The sequence below is a fragment of the Nocardia sp. NPDC055053 genome (assembly GCF_053608285.1).
Window position 1 is genome coordinate 252,895 of sequence record NZ_JBSGVD010000002.1, and the last position, 19,807, is coordinate 272,701.

Below are 19,807 nucleotides of genomic sequence, written 5' to 3' on the forward strand. Positions count from 1 at the left end.
AGGTACCCGCGCGAATCACCCTGCGCGAGAACTTGTCTCACGCTCCGGGCGCAGGTTCTCCGGTTTGCCGAGTCCGCGATGGGCGCGGATCAGCAGCGCCGCGCGCAGATAACACAGACCGGTGACGTCGTTCAGGTCGAAGCCGGTCAGCTGGCCGATGCGTTTCAGCCGGTAGTCCACCGTATTCGTGTGGATGAACAGCTCGCGCGCGGTCCGCGAGCGCTGCAAATTCGTCGCCATGTACACCTCGAGCGTCTGCAGCAGTTCCGGATGCGCTTCGAGGGAATCGACGACCGAACTCAGGTAGTCGCGGGCCGGGCCCTGCCTGGTCAGCTGATATTCGAATGCCAGTTGATGCGGACGATAGACCTTGCTCGGGCCACCGAGCCGATCCACTATTTCGACCAGTTCATGGACCTGTTCGGCCGCACGCGGGATTTCCGCGGGTGCCGCGGTCGTCGTCACAGCGCGCACCGGAACCTGGGCCGCCTCGGCCAACCCGGCGATCAACTCGTCCAGTTCCAGTTCGGAGAACTCCGCGGTGGGCAGCAGCAGTGTGCCGCCGTCGACGCTCAACAGCGACAGCACCTTGCCGACGCACCGGTTCGCCAGCTCGGCCTGCACGCGACGCAGCTTGCGCCGGGCAACGACATTGCCGTCGAGGGACGGGATGAACTCCTCGACATGGGGCGGCAGCGCCAGCGCTACGACGTGATAGCTGTCGGCGACGGTGATGCCACATTCCCTGGCCATCGTCGAGGTGTTCTGACCACCGAGCAATGCCGAGGTCAGCGTGTGGACCGCGGTGTGGTGCTCACTGACGACCGAGCGCAGCTCCCGCACATAGGCCAGGGATACCGCCGAGGTGATCATGTTCTGGATGTCGGTCAGCCGCCGGGCCACACCGACGACGGTCTCGTGGTCTTGGTTGGTGACACCGGCGATGACGAGATCGAATCCGAGTTTGAAGCCTTCGTGCACGGCATTGTGGATGGTGTCGATCGGGATGCCCTCCCGCGCCCAGTCCGCGGCCGCGGCTTGGATCTGCTCCAGCCGCCCCGGTAGGTCACGCCCGTCGAGCGCGCTCCTGGTCAGCTCGAGGCACACCCGGGTCACCGTCGTGACATCACCGTCGAGTACCTCGCCGGGCAGTGTCGCGCACGGCACGACATTCTCGATGAAATGGCCCACCATCTGACGGGATATCGTCCGCACATCCTTCAAGGGGTTCGATACCGGGCGGCCCGCTGCGGTCAAGAACGGCGCAATGGAGGGTGAGACAGCCATGATGAATCCTTCCCAACCCAGATCACTGGGCAAGACCCCAATCTACCGTGCAGAACAAACCGCCGTCCTCGCTTCGCTTGTGATAAACAGCAACGGAAATCCGGTTCATTGATGGATTCCGACAACGGCGCGCATGCCTCCGGCGGTGGCGGGGGTCCCCACCGCCGGAGGCACTCCGGCTACCCGGTTACAGGCACAGCGCCAGCTCGAGCGGCCCGATATGCGGGAGTGGCAGGCAGACTTCCACCGAACCCGCAACGGGGGCAGGGGAAGCCGCGGTGGCGGTACCGGCGCTCAGGGCGCACGCGGACAGCGCCAGTGCGGCGACGGCTAGCGGACGGGTGATTCTGGGGTTCATACGGTTCCTCGTTGTGTGCTGCGAAAAATCCCCATCTCGGGGACATCTCGATCAGATCACAGCCGTCCGCGTGAGAACCCGCACTCGGCACGGGTTTTGACCTTCCTCTGGACCATTCGCCGAATCATCGGAGATATCCACAAGATTGAGCCTCTGGAGAGGTCATGCCATCGCGTGCGTACCGTCGCCCTCGATGACATCCGACAGCGGCCTGCGTGGCGTCGATTCCAGCGGCGCCGCCGCATTCGGCATGACTCCGACCCGGATCATCACGTGTGGATAGGCGCATTCCTGGAGAACCGCGGAACGAATCTGGCCGCGCAAGTCCAGCATGCCAAGCGGCTCCGATTGCAGGCTCGTCGCCAAACCGCGAAAAGTGGCCTGCAGCAACATCGCACTCGTCGCCTCCCCTGCCCGCAATTGCGAGAGCGTGTCGTCTCGCGGGGTACAGACGACCAGCCAGTGGGCGGAGTCGGGGGCGTCGGTGTATTCGGGCAATTCCGCCTCGGCGAAGGTCCGCAGCGGCAATTCCTCCGGCGAACGGGGTCCGGGGGTATTGCGCGCGGGAACTCCGGTCGACTCTCCGTGGCAACCGCTCCATTCCGACAATTCCGCCCGATAGTTCGCATCCGTCGCGTGCCGGTCGGCCGCTCGGCGCATGGGGGCGGCCAGCTCGGGCAGCAGCCCATCGGGAACGTGCCGGGCCGCCGCTCCGTAGGTCGCCGCGCACCGCGACACCGCACGCAGATCTGCCGTCGGCACCGGCAGGCCCGGGAAGCGCCGGCGATCGGATTGCCGCAGGTGAATGGCGGCGGCCATCCGGATATCGACGTCGGCGGGCGGTCGTCGAGTGAAGGTGATCGTGGCGAGGTGATCAGGCCGCGCCGGGTCGGGCAGGCGCTTGACGGCGGCTTTCCAGCCGAGCATCGCGAAGGCGACAGTGAGGTGATGCAGCGCGGCACCACAACTCACCAGCAACGCGCGCGCCAGCGGTCGGTCGCGGCGAGCTGCCGCCGGAAATCCGCGAAAAGGTCGACCCGCCCGGGCCGGATCCGCCACAGCCACGGCTGGGTGTTGTGCACCGAAGGGGCCCGCACGGCCAACTCCACCGCGTCTCGACAAGTGGTCACGCTCGGCCCACTTCGATGCATATCGCCAGTTGCCCTTCCGATTCGCCTAGGCGTTTCCCCAACAGTCGACACGACGATAGTTCGCGAACCTATGTACTCACCACATGAATCGTGCCGTAATCGAATCGAAATCTTCGATACAGGCGCCCTTCTCGACAACTCCGCTGCGGGTCAGCCGCGGTTCCGGACGCCAATGTATGAGCGTGCTACAAATTTTCGGCTGTGGCGGATCTCGCACGCCGACACAGTGTCGTTATGTTGTCGGCGAACACCGCGGGGCAGACGCTCCGGTCAGGCGGGGGCGAAGGCGCGCAGTACCGCATCGACCAAGGCATCGGCGAACTCGGCGTCGATGCGGCCGGAACGCTGCAACCATCGCTGGGTGATCGGTCCGTAGAGCATGTCGACGACGAGATCCAGGTCGGCGTCGGCACGGAGCTGTCCCGCGCGCTGCGCACTCCGCAGCCGCCGCTGCTTGGCCGCGCGCATCGGTTCCGCCATGCGCTCCCGATAGACAGCCGCGAGGTCGGGGTCGTTGACGATCTCGGTGGTCAGCGCCCGCAACGGGCCTGCGAACGCGGGATCGGCGAACTCGGCGGCGGTCAAGCGCAGCACCGCGGTCAGGTCGGCCGCGATATCGCCGGTGTCCGGCAATTCGATACCGCCACCCTCGGGATCCTCGCTCGCGGCCAGCAGGGCGTCGAAGACCACAGCGCCCTTGGACGGCCACCACCGGTAGATCGTCTGCTTCCCCACCCCGGCCCGCGCCGCGATGGCCTCGATCGTCAGCTTCGCGTACTCGACCTCGCCGATGAGTTCGCGGGCGGCGTCGAGGATCGCGACCCTGGATCGCTCGCTGCGGCGGGTGCGGTCCGGCGTGGTTCTGGCCATGAGCACAGATCCTATCCCACGACGGAACGGCACGTCTCGTCTTGAATAGTGGCGCGCGTCGACCGAGCCGTCGAGCAGGCGACCGAGGCACGGAGCAGGCTCCGGCCCGATCGTTTCAGCGCAGGAACGCTGTCAGCACCGGGGCGACCTGCGCCGGGCAGTCCTCATGGACGGTGTGCCCGCAGCCGGGCACGACGGTTGCCGTGGCCTCCGGGATCCGCGCGGCCAGCTGGTGGGCTTGGGATGCGGGGAGCCAGCTGTCCCGGTCGCCCCACAGGACGAGCGTCGGCGCGGCGACCTCGGCGAGCCCGGCGTCGGTGAGCCGGTAGTCCAGATTGCGCCACAGCGACAGGAATCCGGCGCGGTTGGCCGGTCGGGAGAACGGTGCGTACAGCTCGTCGATCACTGCGTCGGTGACCAGGTGCCGGTGCTCGAAGGTGCCGCGGATGTTGTCGGCGTAGAGGTCGCGAGTGGTGAGGTTCGTGGCGAGCTCACCGAGCAGCGGGGTGGTGAACAACGGTGTGACAGGCGCCTTTTCGGCGTCGATGCCGGGCGAATCGAGAAGTACCAGTCGCTCGACGCGATCCGGATGCTGCTGTGCGAAGTACAGACTCCAGGCGCCACCCCACGAGTGCCCGGCGATCGCCGCCCGCTCCAGTCCGACGGCATCGAGGAATGCCCTGATGGCTTCCGACATCGCGGGCAGGTCGTAGGCGAAGTCCTCGCGACGCACGTCGGTGTAGCCCTGACTGGGCAGGTCGACGGCATACACCGTGTGCTCGGCGGCCAGCGCCGGAATGACGTCTCGCCAGGAATAGCCCCACAATCCGCCCCCTGCGATCAGAACGACGGGCGAGCCGGTCCCGGTTCGCGTGTAATGGAATCGGGCGAGATCGGTCTCGGCGTAGTGGGACCCGACTCGGCTCAGATAGGCCGAGCCGTCAGCCCCCTCGGCGTGGGCCACCGGTGTGGCGGCAGCGGCGAGGACCGCGGCGGTGACCAGCGCGAGCCGTGCGGACAGCGTTCGAATATTCATGTCGGCGCCTTCTTCTCGACGGAATGACTACTCCCAGGACGAGCGAACGGCACCCGACGTGACGCGACATGACGTGGTTCACAGCATCACCCGCTGTCGCGAAATCAATTCTCATAATCATCAGTTTTTGAGATGGCGGTAGATCGTTGCCCTGGAGACACCGAATCGGTCGGCGATCGCCTCGGCGGCACCGCCCGCGAGATGGAGCGAACGCACCTGTTCGACCTGTTCCTCGGTGAGCGCGGCGGGCCGTCCACCGTTGCGCCCGCGGGCGCGGCCGCGGGGCCGAGGCCGGGCAGGCTCCCCGAGCAGCGCCCGCGCACCGTCCAGGATCAACCGGCGGAGGGTGTCGGTCGGTACCTCCCGGAACAGCACCACCGGGTCGGCCAGACCGGCGACCACCTGGCAGGCCAGCACCCTGTTCCCGATGCTGTCGTCCGGGCCGGCGACCAAGTCGTTGGCCAAGGCGATCGCGGCCCGGAATCGGTCGGCTACCGGCGCCTGCACCAGCAAGGTCATGTCTTTGACGAGCATCGTCAGCGTGTGCCGATGGCGCAAGTGGACATCTACGTAGCCTTCGATCGCCCGCCATCGCACCTCGCCGGCGCCGGCGCCGGCTTCGGCGGCGGCCAGCGCCGCTTCGAGCTCGTCCAGCAGCGGCACCGTGAGCTGGCGCAGGATCTCGTCTTTGGCGTCGAAGTGGTAATAGAGGGCGGCTTTGGTGATGCCGACCTCGTCGGCGACGGCCTGCATCGAGGTGGCCCGGTAGCCGCGGGCGGCGAACAGGACGCGCGCCGCGGCCAAGATCCGCTCCGATGTCGTCGAATCACTTACCAATGGTCAGCCTTTTCGCTAGAGTGCTTACCGACAGTAAGTCTATTGCCACGGGGTTGAGCCGTATGCGAATCACAGTGTCCTTCCTGGCGGCCGGCGTCCGGTGTGCCGGTAACCTCTACCTGCCCGCCGACTCAGGACCGGTGCCGTGTGTGGTGCTGTGTCACGGCTTCAGCGGCACGATGGACCGGCTCTTCGACTACGCCGAGAAGTTCGCCGCCGCGGGCTCGGCGGCACTGGTCTTCGATTACCGCGGCTTCGGCGAGAGCGACGGCGAACCGCGCCAGGTGCCCGACATCGCCGGTCAACTCGACGACATCCGCGCCGCGGTCGCGTTCGCCCGCGGCCATGAGCGCATCGACCCCGACCGGATCTTCCTGTGGGGGAACTCGCTGGGCGGGGCGCACGTGATCACCGTCGCCGCAACGGATCCCCGCATCGCGGCCGTCGTCGCGCAGATCCCGTTCAACGGGTTTCCCGACCGCGTGGCGGACCGCTCGACCGGTGACACGCTGAAGCTGCTCGGCGCGATCGCCTGGGACACCGTGCGCGGCACGCTCGGGATGCGGCCGTACTACATCCCGATGGTCGGCCGTCCCGGTGAGCTGGCCGTCACCGCGACACCCGAGGCAGAGGCGCATATCCGGACACTGACCGGAAGCGGAGAAACATTGTGGCGCAACAGCATCGCGCCGCGCGCGCTCCTGCAGATGATGCGCTACCGTCCGGCCGAGTCCGCCGCCCGCCTGTCCTGCCCGCTCCTGGTCTGCGTCGCCGCCGACGATCAGGAGACACCGCTGGAGAAGTGCCGCGAGCTGGCCGATCGCGCGCCGCGTGGCGAGCTGCGGATCTACCCCGGCACCCATTTCACCTTCTACACCGACCCGGAGTTGCGCCGACGCGTCGTCGCCGACCAGATCGAGTTCTACCGCCGGACCGACGACTCGCTACCGACCGATGTGACCTGAGTTCGCCCTCCGGATCGGCCGGTATCCCGCCTATTCGATCAGGTTTTCGCTCTTCAGCCAGTCGTAGGCGACGTCGGCGGGGTCTTCGCCGTCGATGTCGACGCGCCCGTTCAGCTCCCGCATGAGGTCGTCGGTGAGGCGTTCGGAGATGGTGCCGAGCAGGGGGCGCAACTGGGGGTTGGCCTCGATGACGGTGCCGCGGACGACGGCTGTGCCGCTGTAGGGCAGGAAGAACTTCTTGTCGTCGTCGAGGACGCGCAGGTTCAGGTTCTTGACCCGGCCGTCGGTGGTGTAGACCATGCCGAAATGGCACGGGGCGCTTTTGGCGGTCGCGGTATAGACGACGCCGGCGTCCATTCTGGTGACGTTGCCAGCGGGGACGCCGTCCGGATCGTTGTAGGGGATACCGTATTTCGCCAGCATGGGAATGAAACCGTCGGAGCGGCTGAAGAATTCGTCGTCGACGCAGAAGGTTCGGTCGGCGACGGGAAGTGCGGCCACGTCCGACAGCGACCGCACGCCGAGCCTGTCGGCGGTCGGTGTCGACGCGGCGAAGGCGTAGGTGTCGTTGAAGTTGGCGGGGGGAAGCCATTCGAGGTCGTAGTCGCGCTTTTCGATGTCGTGGACGCGCTGCCAGAGTTCCTGTGGGTCGGCGATCGTCTCGGTCTGGTTGTGGTAGTTGACCCAGCCGGTGCCGGTGTACTCCCACAGCACGTCGGCGTCGCCGTTGAGCTGGGCCTGGCGTGAGGAGGCCGAACCCGGTGCGCCTGTCAGATCGGTGACCGACGCGCCCGCCGCGGCCAGATAGGTCGCGGTGATCTTGCCGAGCAGCACGCCCTCGGTGAAGCTCTTCGAGGTGACGACGAGCTTCGCGCCGTCCAGCGGCCGCTCACCGCCGGGCAGACTCGCGTCGTGGAAGGTCCCCGACGAGCTCACCAGACCGCACCCGGCGAGCAGTGTCGCCGCGAACGCTGACATCAGCGTGACCAGCCGTGCTCGTCTCATGAGATACCTCGCGGAGTCGCGGCAAGTTCGACGAGCCTGCCGAGCCAGTCGATGATCAACGCCAGCAGCCCGACGAGCACGGCTCCGGAGATGAGCAGCTTGGGCAGGAACAGGGTGACACCGGTGGTGATCAGGGTGCCGAGGCTGGTCGCGCCGATGAACGTGCTCAGCGTCGCGGTGCCGACCAGGATGACCAGCGCGGTCCGCACACCGTTGAGGATCACCGGGACCGCCAGTGGCAACTCGACCTGGACCAGGGTCCTGGTGGCCGAGAAGCCGATGCCGCGGGCCGCCTCGATCGTGCGGTGATCCACCTGCCGCAGCCCGACGATCGTGTTCTGCAGGATGGGCAGGATCGCGTAGACGACGAGACCGACGACGGCCGTGCGGAATCCGGTACCGAGCCAGAAGGTGAACAGCACCAGCAGGCCGACCGCGGGCGCGGCCTGCCCGATATTGGCGATATTGACCGCGATCGGCTCGAGCCGCTGCAAGGCGGGCCGAGTGAGCGCGATGCCGAGCGGGATCGCGACGACGACCACGATCAGCGTGGCGACGACGGTGAGCCGGATGTGTTCGAGGATCGTGGTCTGCAGGTTCGCCCAGCCGAGCGAGGCCTGCTCGGTCGCGGTGAAGGTCGAGGCCCGATACCAGAGCAGGTAGCCGATCCCGATCACCACGATGACGAGCGGTTCGAACCACACGTCGATCGGGATCCGGCGCAGGCGGTTCATGCCGGTCCGGGTTCGTCGGCGGCGACGACCGGCGTCGGCGTGGGATCGGAGCCGTCGACATAGGTTTCGTAGGAGGGCTCCTCGGCGACACCGTTGCCCTCGGCGAGCTTGGTCTGGATCACGTCGGTCACCGAACCGATGCTCAGCGAGCCGATGACGGCGCCGCGGCCGTCGGTGACGAGGGTGGCGCCCTGGCTGGCCGCGAGCATGGCGTCGAGCGCGTCGTTGAGCGTCGAGGATTGCGCGACGACGGGCAGGCGCCGGTCCAGATAGTCGGAGACCTCCGGCTTGCTCGCCACTTCCGTCAGCGAGGGCCACGACCGTGGCCGTCCCGACTCGTCCACCACGACGACCCAGGTGTGTCCGGCCGCTTGCGCGCGCCCGATCACCACCGGTGACGATTCCCCGATCCGCGCGGTGGTCACCGGGTCGACCTCGACATCCCGAACCCGCGACACCGTCAGATACGCCAATTTCGCGCCGGACCCGACGAATTCCTCCACGAACGGCGTCGCCGGATCGGTGAGGATCTCCTCCGGGCGCGCGTACTGCTCGACGTGCCCGCCCTCGGACAGGATGAGCACCTTGTCACCGAGCTTCGTGGCTTCCTCGAAGTCGTGGGTGACGATCACGATGGTCTTGCCGAGCTCGTGCTGGATCGCGATCAGGCTGTCCTGCAACCGAACCCGGGTGATCGGATCGACAGCGCCGAACGGTTCGTCCATCAGCAGCACCGGCGGGTCCGCCGCGAGGGCGCGCGCGACGCCGACGCGCTGCTGCTGGCCACCGGACATGTCCTTGGGCAGCCGGTCGGCGAAGGTGCCGGGGTCGAGGCCGACCAGATCCAGCAGGTATTCGGTGCGTTCGGCGATCCGCTTCTTGTCCCAGCCGAGGACCCGGGGAATGGCGCCGATGTTCTTGGCCACCGACCAGTGCGGGAACAGGCCGCCGGACTGGATGACGTACCCGATCGACTGCCGCAGCTTGTCGGGATCCTCCCGGGTGACGTCGCGGCCACCGATGAAGATCCGGCCATCGGTCGGCTCGATCAGCCGGTTGATCATTTTCAGCGTGGTCGTCTTGCCGCATCCGGACGGGCCGACGAACGCGACGATGTGGCCCGCGTCGATCTCCAGGTCGAGCCGCGCTACCGCGGGCTTGTCCTGGCCCTTGTAGCGCTTGACCACCGAGTCCAGGGTGATGGACGCACCGGTGACATGGCGAAGATCGGTCATGCGAGCCCCTTGGCGATCGTGAGGCGTCCGAGCAGGACGAGAAGCGCGTCGAACACCAACGCGACGGCGACGATGAGAATGGTTCCGGTGAGCGCCATTTCGAGGGAATTGGCGCCACCGAGCCGGGACAGGCCGTTGAAGATCAGCGAGCCGAGACCGGGGCCGAGGACATAGGCGACGATCGCGGCGACCCCGACGATCATCTGGGTCGACACCCTGATCCCGGTGAGGATCACCGGCCAGGCGATCGGCAATTCGACCGTCAGCAGGATGCGCCACCGCGACAACCCGATCCCGCGCGCGGATTCCACCACCGACGCGGGCACCGACCGCAGCCCGACGATGGCGTTGCCGATCACCGGCAGCGCCGCGAAGAACGCCAGCATGATGAACGACGGGACGACACCGAGCCCGAACGGGACGAGCAGCAGCGCCAGCAGTGCGAGCGAGGGAATCGTCAGCGCGACCCGGCTCGAGGTCAGGGTGAGTGCGGACGCCAGCGGCAGCCGGTATACAGCCACCGCGGTGAGGATGGCGACGACCGTTCCGGCCAGCACCGTCTGAAACGCCAGCGACGCATGCTGATAGGTGAGGAACGTCAGCACCTCTCCCCGCCCCTGGATATAGCTCCACAAGTTCACGGCATTCCCATCGTCAGGCTGGGCCAGTGGGGACCTGTTCGCGCGTGAGCACCGGACGTCTGCGCCGTCGAAGGGTAATCGATACGGCGTGCCCGTCCGGGGATGCGCGAGCGGACGTCGGCTATGCCGCCCGCCGCAGCGGGACCGTCGCGTAGGGCTCGGCGGCGCCCGCGATGACGGTGCTCGACCTGCCGTCGACCCCGATCGGGACCTTCCCGGCCAGCGTGATGCGGGTGAGCCTGCGATGCTCGCTGCCGTCGTAGTCGTCGACCGCGTAGTGCTGGGTGGCCCTGTTGTCCCAGATGGCGACATCGCCCAGTGACCAGTCCCAGCGGGTGGTGTGTTCGAGGCGGGTCACCCGATCTTGGAACAGCCGCAACAGCGCCCGCGACTCGGCGCTCGACAGGCCGACGATCTCCTTGACGAAGCAGCCGAGCAGCAGGGCACGTTCGCCGGTCTCGGGGTGCACTTCCACCACCGGGTGCTCGGTCTCGAAGTAGGTGGATTCGAACTCGCGACGGTAGGCCCGATCGATGTCGTCCGGGCTGTCCTCGATGTCGGCGGCGTAGTCGTAGCGGTTCGTGTGCCGTGCGCGCAGGCTCTCGGCGAGCCGCCGGAGTGGTTCGGGCAGTGCGTTGTACGCGGCGACGGTCGAGGCCCAGGTGGTCGAGCCGCCGTAGCTGGGCAGCGCGACGGCCCGCAGGATCGACGCCTTCGGGACGCGGTCGACGAAGGTGACATCGGTGTGCCAGACGTTCGAGCGGGTCTGGCCGGAGTCGATGGCCAGGCTCTTCGCGCCGGCCGAGGTGACGGTCGGATGCGGGGTGGTCGGTTCGCCGAGCAGCTGCGCGAACTCGTATTGCCCGTCCTCGGTGAGGTGGTGCTGGTCGCGGAAGAAGATCACCTTGTGCTCGGCGAGCGCGGCCCGGATCGCCGCGACGGACCGGGCGTCGAGGTCACCGCCGAGCCGCACTCCGTCGATCCGCGCGCCGATGTGGGCACCGAGCTTGGCCACCCGCACCGCGCTGCCCGGAACGGCTGCGTCATCGATGGACATACGGAGGCCTTTCGCTCGAACCTGGACTATCAGGACAAACGAAACCAGCCCGGCCGCACCGCGGCCAGCATTGGATTCACCTCGAGCAGAAAGGCACAGCGAACCGTCCTGATTACCGCACCGGAGCGTCGACCGATCCCACGATGCCGCGGGCGATGGAGGCGGTGAGCCGGTCGGTCACCGGACCGGCCAGGCGCAGCAGCGGCCGCAGCGCCGGACCGCCTTCGACGGCGAACGTCCAGGTCAGCCGGGTGCCCGTGGTGGAGGGCGTGAGCTGGATGTCCTCGGCGAACCGGCGCAATCCGGGGATGGTGGCGGAATCGACGGTGAAGGTCATCCGGCGTTCGTCGTCCCAGCGGTAGAAGCGTTCGGTCAGTCCGGCGACACCGGCGAGCGTGACGACTCGCGTGGCGCCGACGCCGAACGGGGGCTGCGAGGTCCAGCGCATGCCGGTGACGGCCGACGACCAGGACACCAAGGCGTCATCGGCGGTCAGTGCGGCCCACACCGCGCTCGGCGGCGCGGCGATCTCGACGACGTGGACGTAGCGGTTCGGGGCGGTGGCGAGGAAGTGATCGTCGGACTCATGCAGGGCGTAAGTCGGCATGGGTGTCTCTTCGTCCGTTCTGTCGGTGGTGACGGGGGTGTTTCAGTGGTCGGACCTGCGCGCGCAGCCGGACAGCCCGTTCCAGCACAGGGCGGCGGTGACGTCGACGGCGTCCTGCTTGGGAATCGGGCGTCCGGCGTCGAGCCAGTGGCGCGCGGCCAGGTGGCTGGAACCCACCAGGCTCCAGGCGTACATGTCGGCGGGCGCGGCGTCGACACCGACCGCGCGGAGTTCGGTGGCGACGAGGTCGGCGCAGGCACGCAGCGCGCTGCGTACCCGCCATTCGATGCTCGGTTCGCTGGGGACCGGTGATTCGAAGACCAGCACGTGACCGCCCGGGTCCTCGTCGACGAAGTCGAAATACACCGACACGGCTACCCGCAGCCGGGACCGCGCTGACGCGTCGGCGGCGACCGCGGCACGGACACCGTCGACCATGCGGTCCAGATACTGTTGCAGCACAGCCAGATACAGGTCCAGCTTGTTCGCGAAGTGGTCGTACAGTACCGGCTTGCTGATCCCGGCGCGCGCGCTGATCTCCTCCATCCGCGCGCCGTGATAGCCGCTGGCGACGAACACGTCTCGCGCGGCGGCGACGACAACGCGCCTGCGGTGCGCGCGCCTGCCGTCGCCACGCACTCCGCGCGCGGAGGTGACCCCCGCCCCGGCTCCCGGCAGGACCGGGCGCCGGGGGGTCGTGTCCGTCGTCATGACGCTCAGCCCAGCGTCTCTCCGGCGGCGGCCTTGGCCCGCAACGACTCAGGAACCTCGAACCGATCACCGTAGGCGGCGCGCAGTTCGTCGGCCCGCGCGACGAATCCGGCGAGCCCGCCCGCGTACTGGTTGATGTACTGGACGACGCCACCGGTCCACGCCGGGAAACCGATACCGAAGATGGAGCCGATGTTCGCGTCCGGCACGGTGCGCAGCACGTTCTCGTCGAAACACCGCACGGTGTCGAGTGATTCGGCGAACAGCATCCGTTCCTGCATGTCGATGAACGGGATGCCGTGATCTTCGCGGGTGTACTTCTCCGTCAGCCCCGGCCACAGGCCCAGCTTCTTGCCGTCGGCGTCGTACTCGTAGAAGCCGCGGCCTTCGAGCCGGCCGGGCCGGTCGAAGTCGTCGACCATCGCGTCGACGAGCGGGTACGCCTTCGAGTCGGTCCAGCGACGTCCCTCCGCGAGCAGGTTGTCCTTCAGGCTGCGCCGGATCTTCTGAGCCAGCTTCATATTGATCTCGTCGGCCAGCGCCAGCGCGCCCACCGGGTAGCCGGCCTGCGTGGCGGCCTGTTCGACCGAGGCGGGGTGTACGCCCTCGGCGACCAGCGCGATCGCCTCGTCCATGAATTGGCCGATGACCCGGCTGGTGAAGAACCCGCGGCTGTCGTTCACCACGATCGGGGTCTTCTTGATGGCCAGGGTGTAGTCGACGGCGCGGGCGATCGCTTCGTCGCTGGTCTGCTCGCCGACGACGATCTCCACCAGCGGCATCTTGTCCACCGGCGAGAAGAAGTGCAGACCGATGAAATCCTGCTGCCGCCCCACGCCGGTGGCCAGGTCGGTGATGGGCAGCGTGGAGGTGTTGGATCCGAGCAGCGCGTCCGGGTTCACGAGGTGCTCGATCTCGCCGAACACCTTCTTCTTCAGACCTGGATCCTCGAACACCGCCTCGACGACGAAGTCGCAGCCCACGGCATCGGCCGGGTCGGCGGTCGGATGAATGCGCCCCAGTACCTCGTCGTACTTGTCCTGGGTGATCGCGCCCTTGCGCAGCGCCTTGTCGAGCAGTTTGCGCGAGTAGTCCTTACCGCGCTCGGCCGCTTCGATCGTGACGTCCTTGAGTACGACCTGCATGCCGGCGCGGGCCTGCACATAGGCGATGCCCGCGCCCATCATGCCCGCGCCGAGCACGAGGACCTTCTCCGGCGTGCGCACGGGGAAGCCTTCCGGGCGGCTGCCGCCCTTGTTGATCGTCCCCAGATCGAAGAACAGGGACTTGATCATATTGGTCGAGACCTGGCCGCAGATCAGGTTCGTGCAGTAGCGGGTCTCGATGGCGAACGCGGTGTCGATGTCGACCTGTGCGCCCTCGACCGCAGTGGCCAGCACCGCGACCGGTGCGGGCATCGGCGCGCCCTTGAGCTGCTTGCGGACATTGGCAGGGAACGCGGGCAGGTTGGCCGCCAGCGCCGGGCTCGACGGGGTGCCGCCAGGGATCTTGTAGCCCTTCACATCCCACGGCTGCGCCGCTTCGGGGTTGGCCGCGATCCAGGAACGAGCCTTCTCGAACATCTCCTCGCTGGAGGCCGCGACCTCGTGAATGATCCCGACCTGCAGCGCCTTCGCCGGCTTCATCCGCTGGCCCTGGCCGACGACGTTGAGCACCGCGTTGGTGATGCCGAGCAGTCGCACGGTGCGGGTGACGCCACCCGCGCCGGGGAGCAGGCCGAAGGTGACCTCCGGCAGGCCGAGCAGGCTGCCCTTCGCGTCGAGCGCGATGCGGTGATGGGTGGCCAGGGCGACCTCGAAGCCGCCGCCGAGCGCGGTGCCGTTGATCGCGGCGACCACCGGCTTGCCCAGCTGCTCGAGGCGGCGGAACGCGGCCTTGTAGGTGTCGAGACCGAGGGCGATCTGCGGCGCGGTCTCGGGGGTCGCGTTCATCAGCAGGTTCAGATCGCCACCGGCGAAGAACGTGTCCTTGCCCGAGGTGAGGATCACGCCGTCATAGGTGTCCTTCTCGGCTTCGAGCCGGTCGACCGTGGCGGTGAGGTCGCGCGCGAATGCCTCGGTCATGGTGTTGGTCGACTGGCTCGGGTCATCCATCGTCAGGACGAGCACCCGGTCCGCGCCGAGATCCCAGCCGATCATGTTCTCTGTCATGGTCTTTCCTCTGTATCCGGTCCGGCGCTCAGACGCGCTCGATGATGGTGGCGATGCCCATGCCGCCGCCGATGCACAGCGTGATCAGCGCGCGCCGCGCTCCCCGGCGCTCGAGCTCGTCGACCATGGTTCCGGTGATCATGGCGCCGGTGGCGCCCAGCGGATGACCCATGGCGATCGCGCCGCCGTTGACATTGAGCTTCTCGTCCGGGATCGCCAGCTTCTTCTGGTAATTGAGCACCACCGACGCGAACGCCTCGTTGAGCTCGAACAGGTCGATGTCGTCGACCGTGAGCCCGGCCAGTGCCAGCACCTTCTCCGTCGCCGGAACCGGCCCGGTCAGCATGATCGTGGAGTCGCTGCCGCTCACCGCGGACGCGACGACGCGCGCCCGCGGCGTGAGACCGGCTGCGGCACCGGCGGATTCACTACCGATGAGCACCAGCGCCGAACCGTCGACGATGCCCGAGGAGTTCCCGGCGTGATGGACGTGGTTGATCTTCTCGACGTGGTGGTAACGCTGCAGGGCGACCGCGTCGAAACCGCCCATCTCCCCCATCGCCGCGAAGGACGGCGTCAGCCCGGCCAGGCTGTCCACCGTGGTACCCGGCCGCATGAATTCGTCGTGATCGAGCAGCACGGCACCGTTGATGTCCTTCACCGGGACAACGGATTTGGCGAAGTAGCCACCCGACCACGCCGCCGCGGCCTTCTGCTGCGACCGCACCGCGAACGCGTCGACATCCTCGCGGCTGAAGCCCTCGATGGTGGCGATCAGGTCGGCGCCGATGCCCTGCGGCACGAAGTAGGTGTTGTAGTTGGTGACCGGGTCCATCGCCCACGCACCGCCGTCGGAGCCCAGCGGGACGCGGGACATCGATTCCACGCCACCGGCGATCACCAGCTGCTCCCAGCCCGAGCGCACCTTCTGCGCCGCGGTGTTGACCGCCTCGAGGCCCGAACCGCAGAACCGGTTGAGCTGCACGCCGGCGACCGTGTCGGGCAGTCCGGCGGCGAGCGCCGCGGTCTTGGCGATGTCGGCGCCCTGGTCGCCGACCGGGGAGACCACGCCGAGGACGATGTCATCGATGGCCGCCGGATCGAGCCCGGGATACCGGGCCTTCAGCTCCTCGATGAGCCCGACCACCAGGTCGAGCGGTTTGACGCCGTGCAGGGCGCCGTTCTTCTTGCCGCGTCCGCGCGGGGTGCGGATCGCGTCGTAGATGAATGCCTCGGTCATGGTTCCTCGAAACTGTGTCGGGTGACAGGTCAGCGGTGGGTGAAGTGCGCGGGCCGCTTGTCGACGAAGGCGTTCATGCCTTCCTTCTGGTCCTCGATCGCGAACAGCGAGTGGAAGACGCGGCGCTCGAAGCGGATTCCCTCGGCGAGGGTGGTCTCGAAGGACCGGTTCACCGCTTCCTTGGCGATCATGGTGACCGGCAGCGACTTGGCCGCGATGGTCTCGGCGACCTCGGCGGCGACGTCGAGCAGGTCGTCGGCGGGGACGACGCGCGAGACGAGACCCGCCCGTTCGGCTTCCTCGGCGCCCATGTTCCGGCCGGTCAGCACCAGGTCCATCGCCTTGGCCTTGCCGACGGCACGGGTCAGCCGCTGGGAGCCGCCGATGCCGGGGATCACGCCGAGTTTGATCTCGGGCTGGCCGAATTGCGCGGTGTCGGCGGCGATCAGGATGTCGCAGAGCATGGCGAGCTCGCAGCCGCCGCCGAGCGCGTACCCCGCCACCGCGGCGACGGTGGGCTTGCGGAACTGCGCGAGCCGGTCCCAGCGGGCGAAGAAGTCGTCCATGAACATGTCCATGTACGACTTGGGCTGCATCTCCTTGATGTCGGCGCCCGCCGCGAAAGCCTTGGCGGAGCCGGTGATCACGACCGCGCCGATCTCGTCGTCCCGCTCGAGTTCGTCCAGGGCGGCGACGATGTCGTCGAGGACCTGGGTGTTGAGCGCGTTGAGCGCCTTCGGCCGGTTGAGGGTGATCCAGCCGACCCGGTTCTTGCGTTCGAGCAGGATCGTGTCGTACTCGGTCACTCGGATCCCTCCCCGGAGCGATCCCGGATGTCGGTGATGATCGCGGAGAAGTCGCGACCCGCGTCGGTCTGGTTGAACCGCTCGTAGATCGCGGCGGCCAGTGCGCCGAGCTGTCCGTCGATGCCGTTGGCGCGCAACGCGTTCGCGGCCAGGGTGAGGTCCTTCGACATCAGCGCGGTGGCGAAGCCGGGCTGGTAGTCGTTGTTGGCCGGGCTGGCGGGCACCGGACCGGGGACCGGGCAGTAGCTGGTGAGCGCCCAGCTCTGGCCCGACGCGGTGGAGACCACGTCGAAGAACGACTGGTGGCTCAGGCCGAGCTGCTCGCCGAGCACCAGCGCCTCGGACAACCCGATCATGGAGATCCCGAGCAGCATGTTGTTGCAGATCTTGGCGGCCTGGCCGACACCGGCGTCACCGCAGTGCACGACCTTGCCGCCCATCACCCCGAGCACGTCGCTCACGTCGGCGGAGTCGGCGGCCGCGCCGCCCACCATGAAGGTGAGGGTGCCCGCCGTCGCTCCGGCCACACCACCGGAGACCGGGGCGTCCAGCGGCCGATGACCGGCCGCGACCGCCTGTGCCGCAGCGGCTTTCGCGTCGGCGACATCGATGGTGGAACAGTCGATGAACAGGGTGCCCGGCGCCGCGGCGGGCAGGAGCTCGGCGTACACGTCGAGGACGAGCTTGCCGTTGGGCAGCATGGTGATCACCACGTCACGGTCGACGGCGGCTTCGGCGGCGGTGACCACCACCGTCGCGCCGTCGGCGCGCGCCTGCTCCTGCGCGGCGGGGACCGGGTCGAAGGCGAGCACGTCATAGCCCGCCCGCACCAGATTCGCCGCCATGGGCGCGCCCATGTGACCGAGCCCGAGGAAACCGATCTTCTTGGTCATCGCTGTGCCTCCTGTGTCGTCACGCCGAGTTCCTTGTCGCCCAGTTCGGCGAAGTACGCCGCCACCTGCGCGTCGGTGACCTCGGCCAGGCTCGCGGGCTCCCACCGCGGAGTGCGGTCCTTGTCGATGACCTGGGCGCGGATCCCCTCGACCAGATCGTGCGAGCCGAGCGCGGCGATCGAGACCCGGTACTCCTGGTCGAGCACCGCCTCGAGGCTCGGCAGCTCCCGCGCGGCCCGCAACGACCGCAACGTGACCTTCAGCGCGACAGGCGATTTGGCCAGCAGGTCGTCGGCGGCCTTGGTCGCCTCGGGAGAATCGGCAGTCTGCAGACGGGCCGCGATCTCCTCCACGGTGTCGGCGCTGTAGCAGGAGTCGATCCAGCTCTGCTGGGCGAGCAGGTCCGAGGCCGGCGACGGTTCGGCCACCGTCGCGATCGCCGCGTCCACGTCGGCGGTGCGCAGCGCGTCCAGCAGTGCCGGGAGCGCGGCGGACGGCACGTAGTGGTCGGCGAATCCGGCCGCGATGGCGTCGCCCGCGCTCATCCGCGCGGTGGTCAGCGCGACGTGGGTGCCGAGCTCGCCCGGTGCGCGCGAGAGCAGGTAGGTGCCGCCGACGTCGGGCACGAAACCGATCCCGACCTCGGGCATTCCGATCCGGGAGCGTTCGGTGACGATGCGGTGGCTGCCGTGCCCGGACAGGCCGACACCACCGCCCATCACGATGCCGTCCATGATCACCACGTACGGCTTGGGGTAGCGGCCGATGAGTGCGTTGAGGATGTACTCGTCGCGCCAGAACACCCCGGTCGGCGAATCGGCGCTCGCCGTACCGCCTTTCGCGTCGGCGTGGATGGCGACGATGTCACCGCCCGCGCACAAACCGCGCTCGCCCGCGCCGGTGACCACGACCGCGCGCACCGCGTCGTCGTCGGCCCACGCCCGGAGCGCGTCGGTGATGGCCAGTGCCATCGAATGATTCAGCGCGTTGATGGCCTTGGGCCGGTTCAGGGTGATGAGGCCGAGGCCGTCTTCGACGGTGATCAGCACTTCGGGTTCGTCGGTCATGCCGCTCCTGTCAGCGTGCGGGCGACGACCACCCGCATGATTTCGTTGGTGCCCTCGAGGATCTGGTGGACCCGCAGGTCGCGGACGATCTTCTCCAGGCCGTATTCGTGCAGGTAGCCGTAGCCGCCGTGCAATTGCAGCGCCTTGTTGGCGACCTCGAAACCCGCGTCGGTGGCGAAACGCTTGGCCATCGCGCACAGTTCGACCTTGTCCGGCGCCCCGGCGTCGAGCGCGGCCGCGGCCCGCCACAGCAGGGTCCGCGCCGCTTCCAGCTCGGTGCGCATGTCGGCCAGGTCGAACTGCAGGGCCTCGTTGCGCGCCAGCGGTTTGCCGAAGGCGTGCCGTTCGGCCAGATACGGCACGGTCTTGTCCAGCGCCGCCTGCGCGCCGCCGACCGAGCAGGCCGCGATATTGAGCCTGCCGCCGTTGAGCCCGTTCATCGCGATCGCGAAGCCGTCGCCCTCGGCGCCGAGCCGGTTGGCCACCGGTACGCGCGCGTCCTCCAGGATCACCTGGCGTGTCGGCTGCGCGTTCCAGCCCATCTTGCGCTCGTTCGGTCCCACCGTCAGGCCGGGTGTGTCGGCCGGGACGATCAGCGCCGAAATGCCGCGCGAACCTTCCTGACCGGTGCGAACCATCATCACGTACACGTCGTTGGCGCCCGCACCGGAGATGAACTGCTTGGCGCCGGTGAGGATGTAGTCGTCCCCGTCCCGCACGGCCTTGGTACTCAAGGCCGCCGCGTCGGAACCGACACCCGGCTCGGTGAGGGCGTAACTGCCGAGCAGTTCCATCGAGGCCATCCCGGGCACCCAGCGGTTCCGCTGTTCTTCGGTGCCGAAAGCGTCGATCATCCAGGTCGCCATGTTGTGGATCGAGATGTAGGCCGCGACCGCGGGACACCCGGTGGCCAGCTCTTCGAAGATCCGCACGGCGTCGAGCCTGCGCAGCTGCGAGCCGCCGACGTCCTCGCGCACATAGATGCCGCCCAAGCCGACCGGGCCTGCCTTGCGGAGCACGTCTACCGGGAAGTGTTTGCGCTCATCCCATTCCAGCGCGTTCGGCGCGAGGAATTCGTCGGCGAACTGGCGCGCGGTCTCACCGATCGCGCGCTCGTCGTCGTCGAGTGTGAACAC

The 19,807-nt window shown here is 68.0% G+C and carries 21 protein-coding genes; 1 reads left to right on the forward strand and 20 read right to left on the reverse strand.

The features are described 5' to 3' along the window. Positions 1-15: 15 nt before the first annotated feature. From ACWF82_RS03125 to ACWF82_RS03155, 7 genes are all read right to left on the reverse strand, one after another. The gene (locus ACWF82_RS03125; protein ID WP_452497429.1) at positions 16-1,287 is read right to left on the reverse strand and encodes a PucR family transcriptional regulator; all 1,272 of its coding nucleotides are present in this window, start codon (positions 1,285-1,287) and stop codon (positions 16-18) included. Between the two features lie 187 nt (positions 1,288-1,474). Continuing rightward, positions 1,475-1,645: a hypothetical protein gene (locus ACWF82_RS03130; protein ID WP_452497431.1), complete on the reverse strand. Its 171-nt coding sequence runs from the start codon at positions 1,643-1,645 to the stop codon at positions 1,475-1,477. A 162-nt stretch (positions 1,646-1,807) separates the two neighbouring features. After that, positions 1,808-2,617: an Acg family FMN-binding oxidoreductase gene (locus tag ACWF82_RS03135; RefSeq protein ID WP_452497432.1), complete on the reverse strand. Its 810-nt coding sequence runs from the start codon at positions 2,615-2,617 to the stop codon at positions 1,808-1,810. Beyond that, positions 2,614-2,775 (reverse strand): hypothetical protein, encoded by a 162-nt coding sequence (locus ACWF82_RS03140; protein WP_452497434.1) that lies wholly within the window; start codon positions 2,773-2,775, stop codon positions 2,614-2,616. Before ACWF82_RS03140 ends, ACWF82_RS03135 begins: the two co-directional genes overlap by 4 nt. A 291-nt stretch (positions 2,776-3,066) precedes the next feature. Then, positions 3,067-3,666, reverse strand: a complete 600-nt coding sequence (locus ACWF82_RS03145) for a TetR/AcrR family transcriptional regulator (protein WP_452497436.1) — start codon at positions 3,664-3,666, stop codon at positions 3,067-3,069. 115 nt (positions 3,667-3,781) lie between these two features. Beyond that, positions 3,782-4,702: an alpha/beta fold hydrolase gene (locus tag ACWF82_RS03150; RefSeq protein WP_452497438.1), complete on the reverse strand. Its 921-nt coding sequence runs from the start codon at positions 4,700-4,702 to the stop codon at positions 3,782-3,784. 120 nt (positions 4,703-4,822) lie between these two features. After that, positions 4,823-5,506: a TetR family transcriptional regulator gene (locus tag ACWF82_RS03155; RefSeq protein WP_452497439.1), complete on the reverse strand. Its 684-nt coding sequence runs from the start codon at positions 5,504-5,506 to the stop codon at positions 4,823-4,825. Positions 5,507-5,601: 95 nt separating this feature from the next. Between ACWF82_RS03155 and ACWF82_RS03160 the strand changes: the two genes are divergently transcribed. Next, positions 5,602-6,504 carry an alpha/beta hydrolase gene (locus ACWF82_RS03160; RefSeq protein WP_452497441.1) on the forward strand — a complete coding sequence of 301 codons (903 nt, stop codon included), beginning with the start codon at positions 5,602-5,604 and terminating at the stop codon, positions 6,502-6,504. Between the two features lie 30 nt (positions 6,505-6,534). Here ACWF82_RS03160 and ACWF82_RS03165 read toward each other — a convergent pair whose 3' ends face one another. The 13 genes from ACWF82_RS03165 to ACWF82_RS03225 form a co-directional block, all read right to left on the reverse strand. After that, positions 6,535-7,509: a glycine betaine ABC transporter substrate-binding protein gene (locus tag ACWF82_RS03165; protein WP_452497443.1), complete on the reverse strand. Its 975-nt coding sequence runs from the start codon at positions 7,507-7,509 to the stop codon at positions 6,535-6,537. Continuing rightward, positions 7,506-8,243: an ABC transporter permease gene (locus tag ACWF82_RS03170; RefSeq protein WP_379303974.1), complete on the reverse strand. Its 738-nt coding sequence runs from the start codon at positions 8,241-8,243 to the stop codon at positions 7,506-7,508. Before ACWF82_RS03170 ends, ACWF82_RS03165 begins: the two co-directional genes overlap by 4 nt. After that, positions 8,240-9,478: an ATP-binding cassette domain-containing protein gene (locus ACWF82_RS03175; protein WP_452497446.1), complete on the reverse strand. Its 1,239-nt coding sequence runs from the start codon at positions 9,476-9,478 to the stop codon at positions 8,240-8,242. The genes ACWF82_RS03170 and ACWF82_RS03175 overlap by 4 nt, the downstream gene beginning before the upstream one ends. After that, positions 9,475-10,119 carry an ABC transporter permease gene (locus tag ACWF82_RS03180; RefSeq protein ID WP_452497448.1) on the reverse strand — a complete coding sequence of 215 codons (645 nt, stop codon included), beginning with the start codon at positions 10,117-10,119 and terminating at the stop codon, positions 9,475-9,477. The genes ACWF82_RS03175 and ACWF82_RS03180 overlap by 4 nt, the downstream gene beginning before the upstream one ends. Positions 10,120-10,240: 121 nt before the next feature. Continuing rightward, positions 10,241-11,176: a TauD/TfdA dioxygenase family protein gene (locus tag ACWF82_RS03185; protein ID WP_452497450.1), complete on the reverse strand. Its 936-nt coding sequence runs from the start codon at positions 11,174-11,176 to the stop codon at positions 10,241-10,243. 112 nt (positions 11,177-11,288) lie between these two features. Further along, complete coding sequence (locus ACWF82_RS03190) at positions 11,289-11,783, reverse strand: SRPBCC family protein (protein ID WP_452497452.1); 495 nt, start codon at positions 11,781-11,783, stop codon at positions 11,289-11,291. A gap of 42 nt (positions 11,784-11,825) precedes the next feature. Then, on the reverse strand, positions 11,826-12,494 hold the full coding sequence (locus ACWF82_RS03195) for a TetR/AcrR family transcriptional regulator (protein WP_452497453.1): 669 nt from the start codon (positions 12,492-12,494) through the stop codon (positions 11,826-11,828). Between the two features lie 5 nt (positions 12,495-12,499). Next, complete coding sequence (locus ACWF82_RS03200) at positions 12,500-14,665, reverse strand: 3-hydroxyacyl-CoA dehydrogenase NAD-binding domain-containing protein (RefSeq protein WP_452497455.1); 2,166 nt, start codon at positions 14,663-14,665, stop codon at positions 12,500-12,502. A gap of 28 nt (positions 14,666-14,693) precedes the next feature. Further along, on the reverse strand, positions 14,694-15,905 hold the full coding sequence (locus ACWF82_RS03205; RefSeq protein ID WP_452497457.1) for an acetyl-CoA C-acetyltransferase: 1,212 nt from the start codon (positions 15,903-15,905) through the stop codon (positions 14,694-14,696). Positions 15,906-15,934: 29 nt separating this feature from the next. After that, positions 15,935-16,711: an enoyl-CoA hydratase gene (locus ACWF82_RS03210; RefSeq protein WP_452497459.1), complete on the reverse strand. Its 777-nt coding sequence runs from the start codon at positions 16,709-16,711 to the stop codon at positions 15,935-15,937. Continuing rightward, positions 16,708-17,604 (reverse strand): 3-hydroxyisobutyrate dehydrogenase, encoded by an 897-nt coding sequence (gene mmsB / locus ACWF82_RS03215; RefSeq protein ID WP_452497461.1) that lies wholly within the window; start codon positions 17,602-17,604, stop codon positions 16,708-16,710. Before mmsB ends, ACWF82_RS03210 begins: the two co-directional genes overlap by 4 nt. Continuing rightward, a complete protein-coding gene (locus ACWF82_RS03220; RefSeq protein ID WP_452497463.1) occupies positions 17,601-18,671 on the reverse strand; it encodes an enoyl-CoA hydratase/isomerase family protein in 1,071 nt (356 codons plus the stop codon). The genes mmsB and ACWF82_RS03220 overlap by 4 nt, the downstream gene beginning before the upstream one ends. Then, complete coding sequence (locus ACWF82_RS03225; RefSeq protein WP_452497465.1) at positions 18,668-19,807, reverse strand: acyl-CoA dehydrogenase family protein; 1,140 nt, start codon at positions 19,805-19,807, stop codon at positions 18,668-18,670. The genes ACWF82_RS03220 and ACWF82_RS03225 overlap by 4 nt, the downstream gene beginning before the upstream one ends.

Excerpts from the sequence above, each read along its gene's own strand:
- ACWF82_RS03205 (WP_452497457.1), bottom strand. The coding sequence starts at position 15,905 with ATGACCGAGGCATTCATCTACGACGCGATCCGCACCCCGCGCGGACGC.
- ACWF82_RS03170 (WP_379303974.1), bottom strand. The coding sequence starts at position 8,243 with ATGAACCGCCTGCGCCGGATCCCGATCGACGTGTGGTTCGAACCGCTC.
- ACWF82_RS03150 (WP_452497438.1), bottom strand. The coding sequence starts at position 4,702 with ATGAATATTCGAACGCTGTCCGCACGGCTCGCGCTGGTCACCGCCGCG.
- ACWF82_RS03160 (WP_452497441.1), top strand. The coding sequence starts at position 5,602 with ATGCGAATCACAGTGTCCTTCCTGGCGGCCGGCGTCCGGTGTGCCGGT.
- ACWF82_RS03220 (WP_452497463.1), bottom strand. The coding sequence starts at position 18,671 with ATGACCGACGAACCCGAAGTGCTGATCACCGTCGAAGACGGCCTCGGC.
- ACWF82_RS03200 (WP_452497455.1), bottom strand. The coding sequence starts at position 14,665 with ATGACAGAGAACATGATCGGCTGGGATCTCGGCGCGGACCGGGTGCTC.
- ACWF82_RS03165 (WP_452497443.1), bottom strand. The coding sequence starts at position 7,509 with ATGAGACGAGCACGGCTGGTCACGCTGATGTCAGCGTTCGCGGCGACA.
- ACWF82_RS03130 (WP_452497431.1), bottom strand. The coding sequence starts at position 1,645 with ATGAACCCCAGAATCACCCGTCCGCTAGCCGTCGCCGCACTGGCGCTG.
- ACWF82_RS03125 (WP_452497429.1), bottom strand. The coding sequence starts at position 1,287 with ATGGCTGTCTCACCCTCCATTGCGCCGTTCTTGACCGCAGCGGGCCGC.
- ACWF82_RS03190 (WP_452497452.1), bottom strand. The coding sequence starts at position 11,783 with ATGCCGACTTACGCCCTGCATGAGTCCGACGATCACTTCCTCGCCACC.
- ACWF82_RS03175 (WP_452497446.1), bottom strand. The coding sequence starts at position 9,478 with ATGACCGATCTTCGCCATGTCACCGGTGCGTCCATCACCCTGGACTCG.
- ACWF82_RS03185 (WP_452497450.1), bottom strand. The coding sequence starts at position 11,176 with ATGTCCATCGATGACGCAGCCGTTCCGGGCAGCGCGGTGCGGGTGGCC.
- ACWF82_RS03145 (WP_452497436.1), bottom strand. The coding sequence starts at position 3,666 with ATGGCCAGAACCACGCCGGACCGCACCCGCCGCAGCGAGCGATCCAGG.
- mmsB (WP_452497461.1), bottom strand. The coding sequence starts at position 17,604 with ATGACCAAGAAGATCGGTTTCCTCGGGCTCGGTCACATGGGCGCGCCC.
- ACWF82_RS03195 (WP_452497453.1), bottom strand. The coding sequence starts at position 12,494 with ATGACGACGGACACGACCCCCCGGCGCCCGGTCCTGCCGGGAGCCGGG.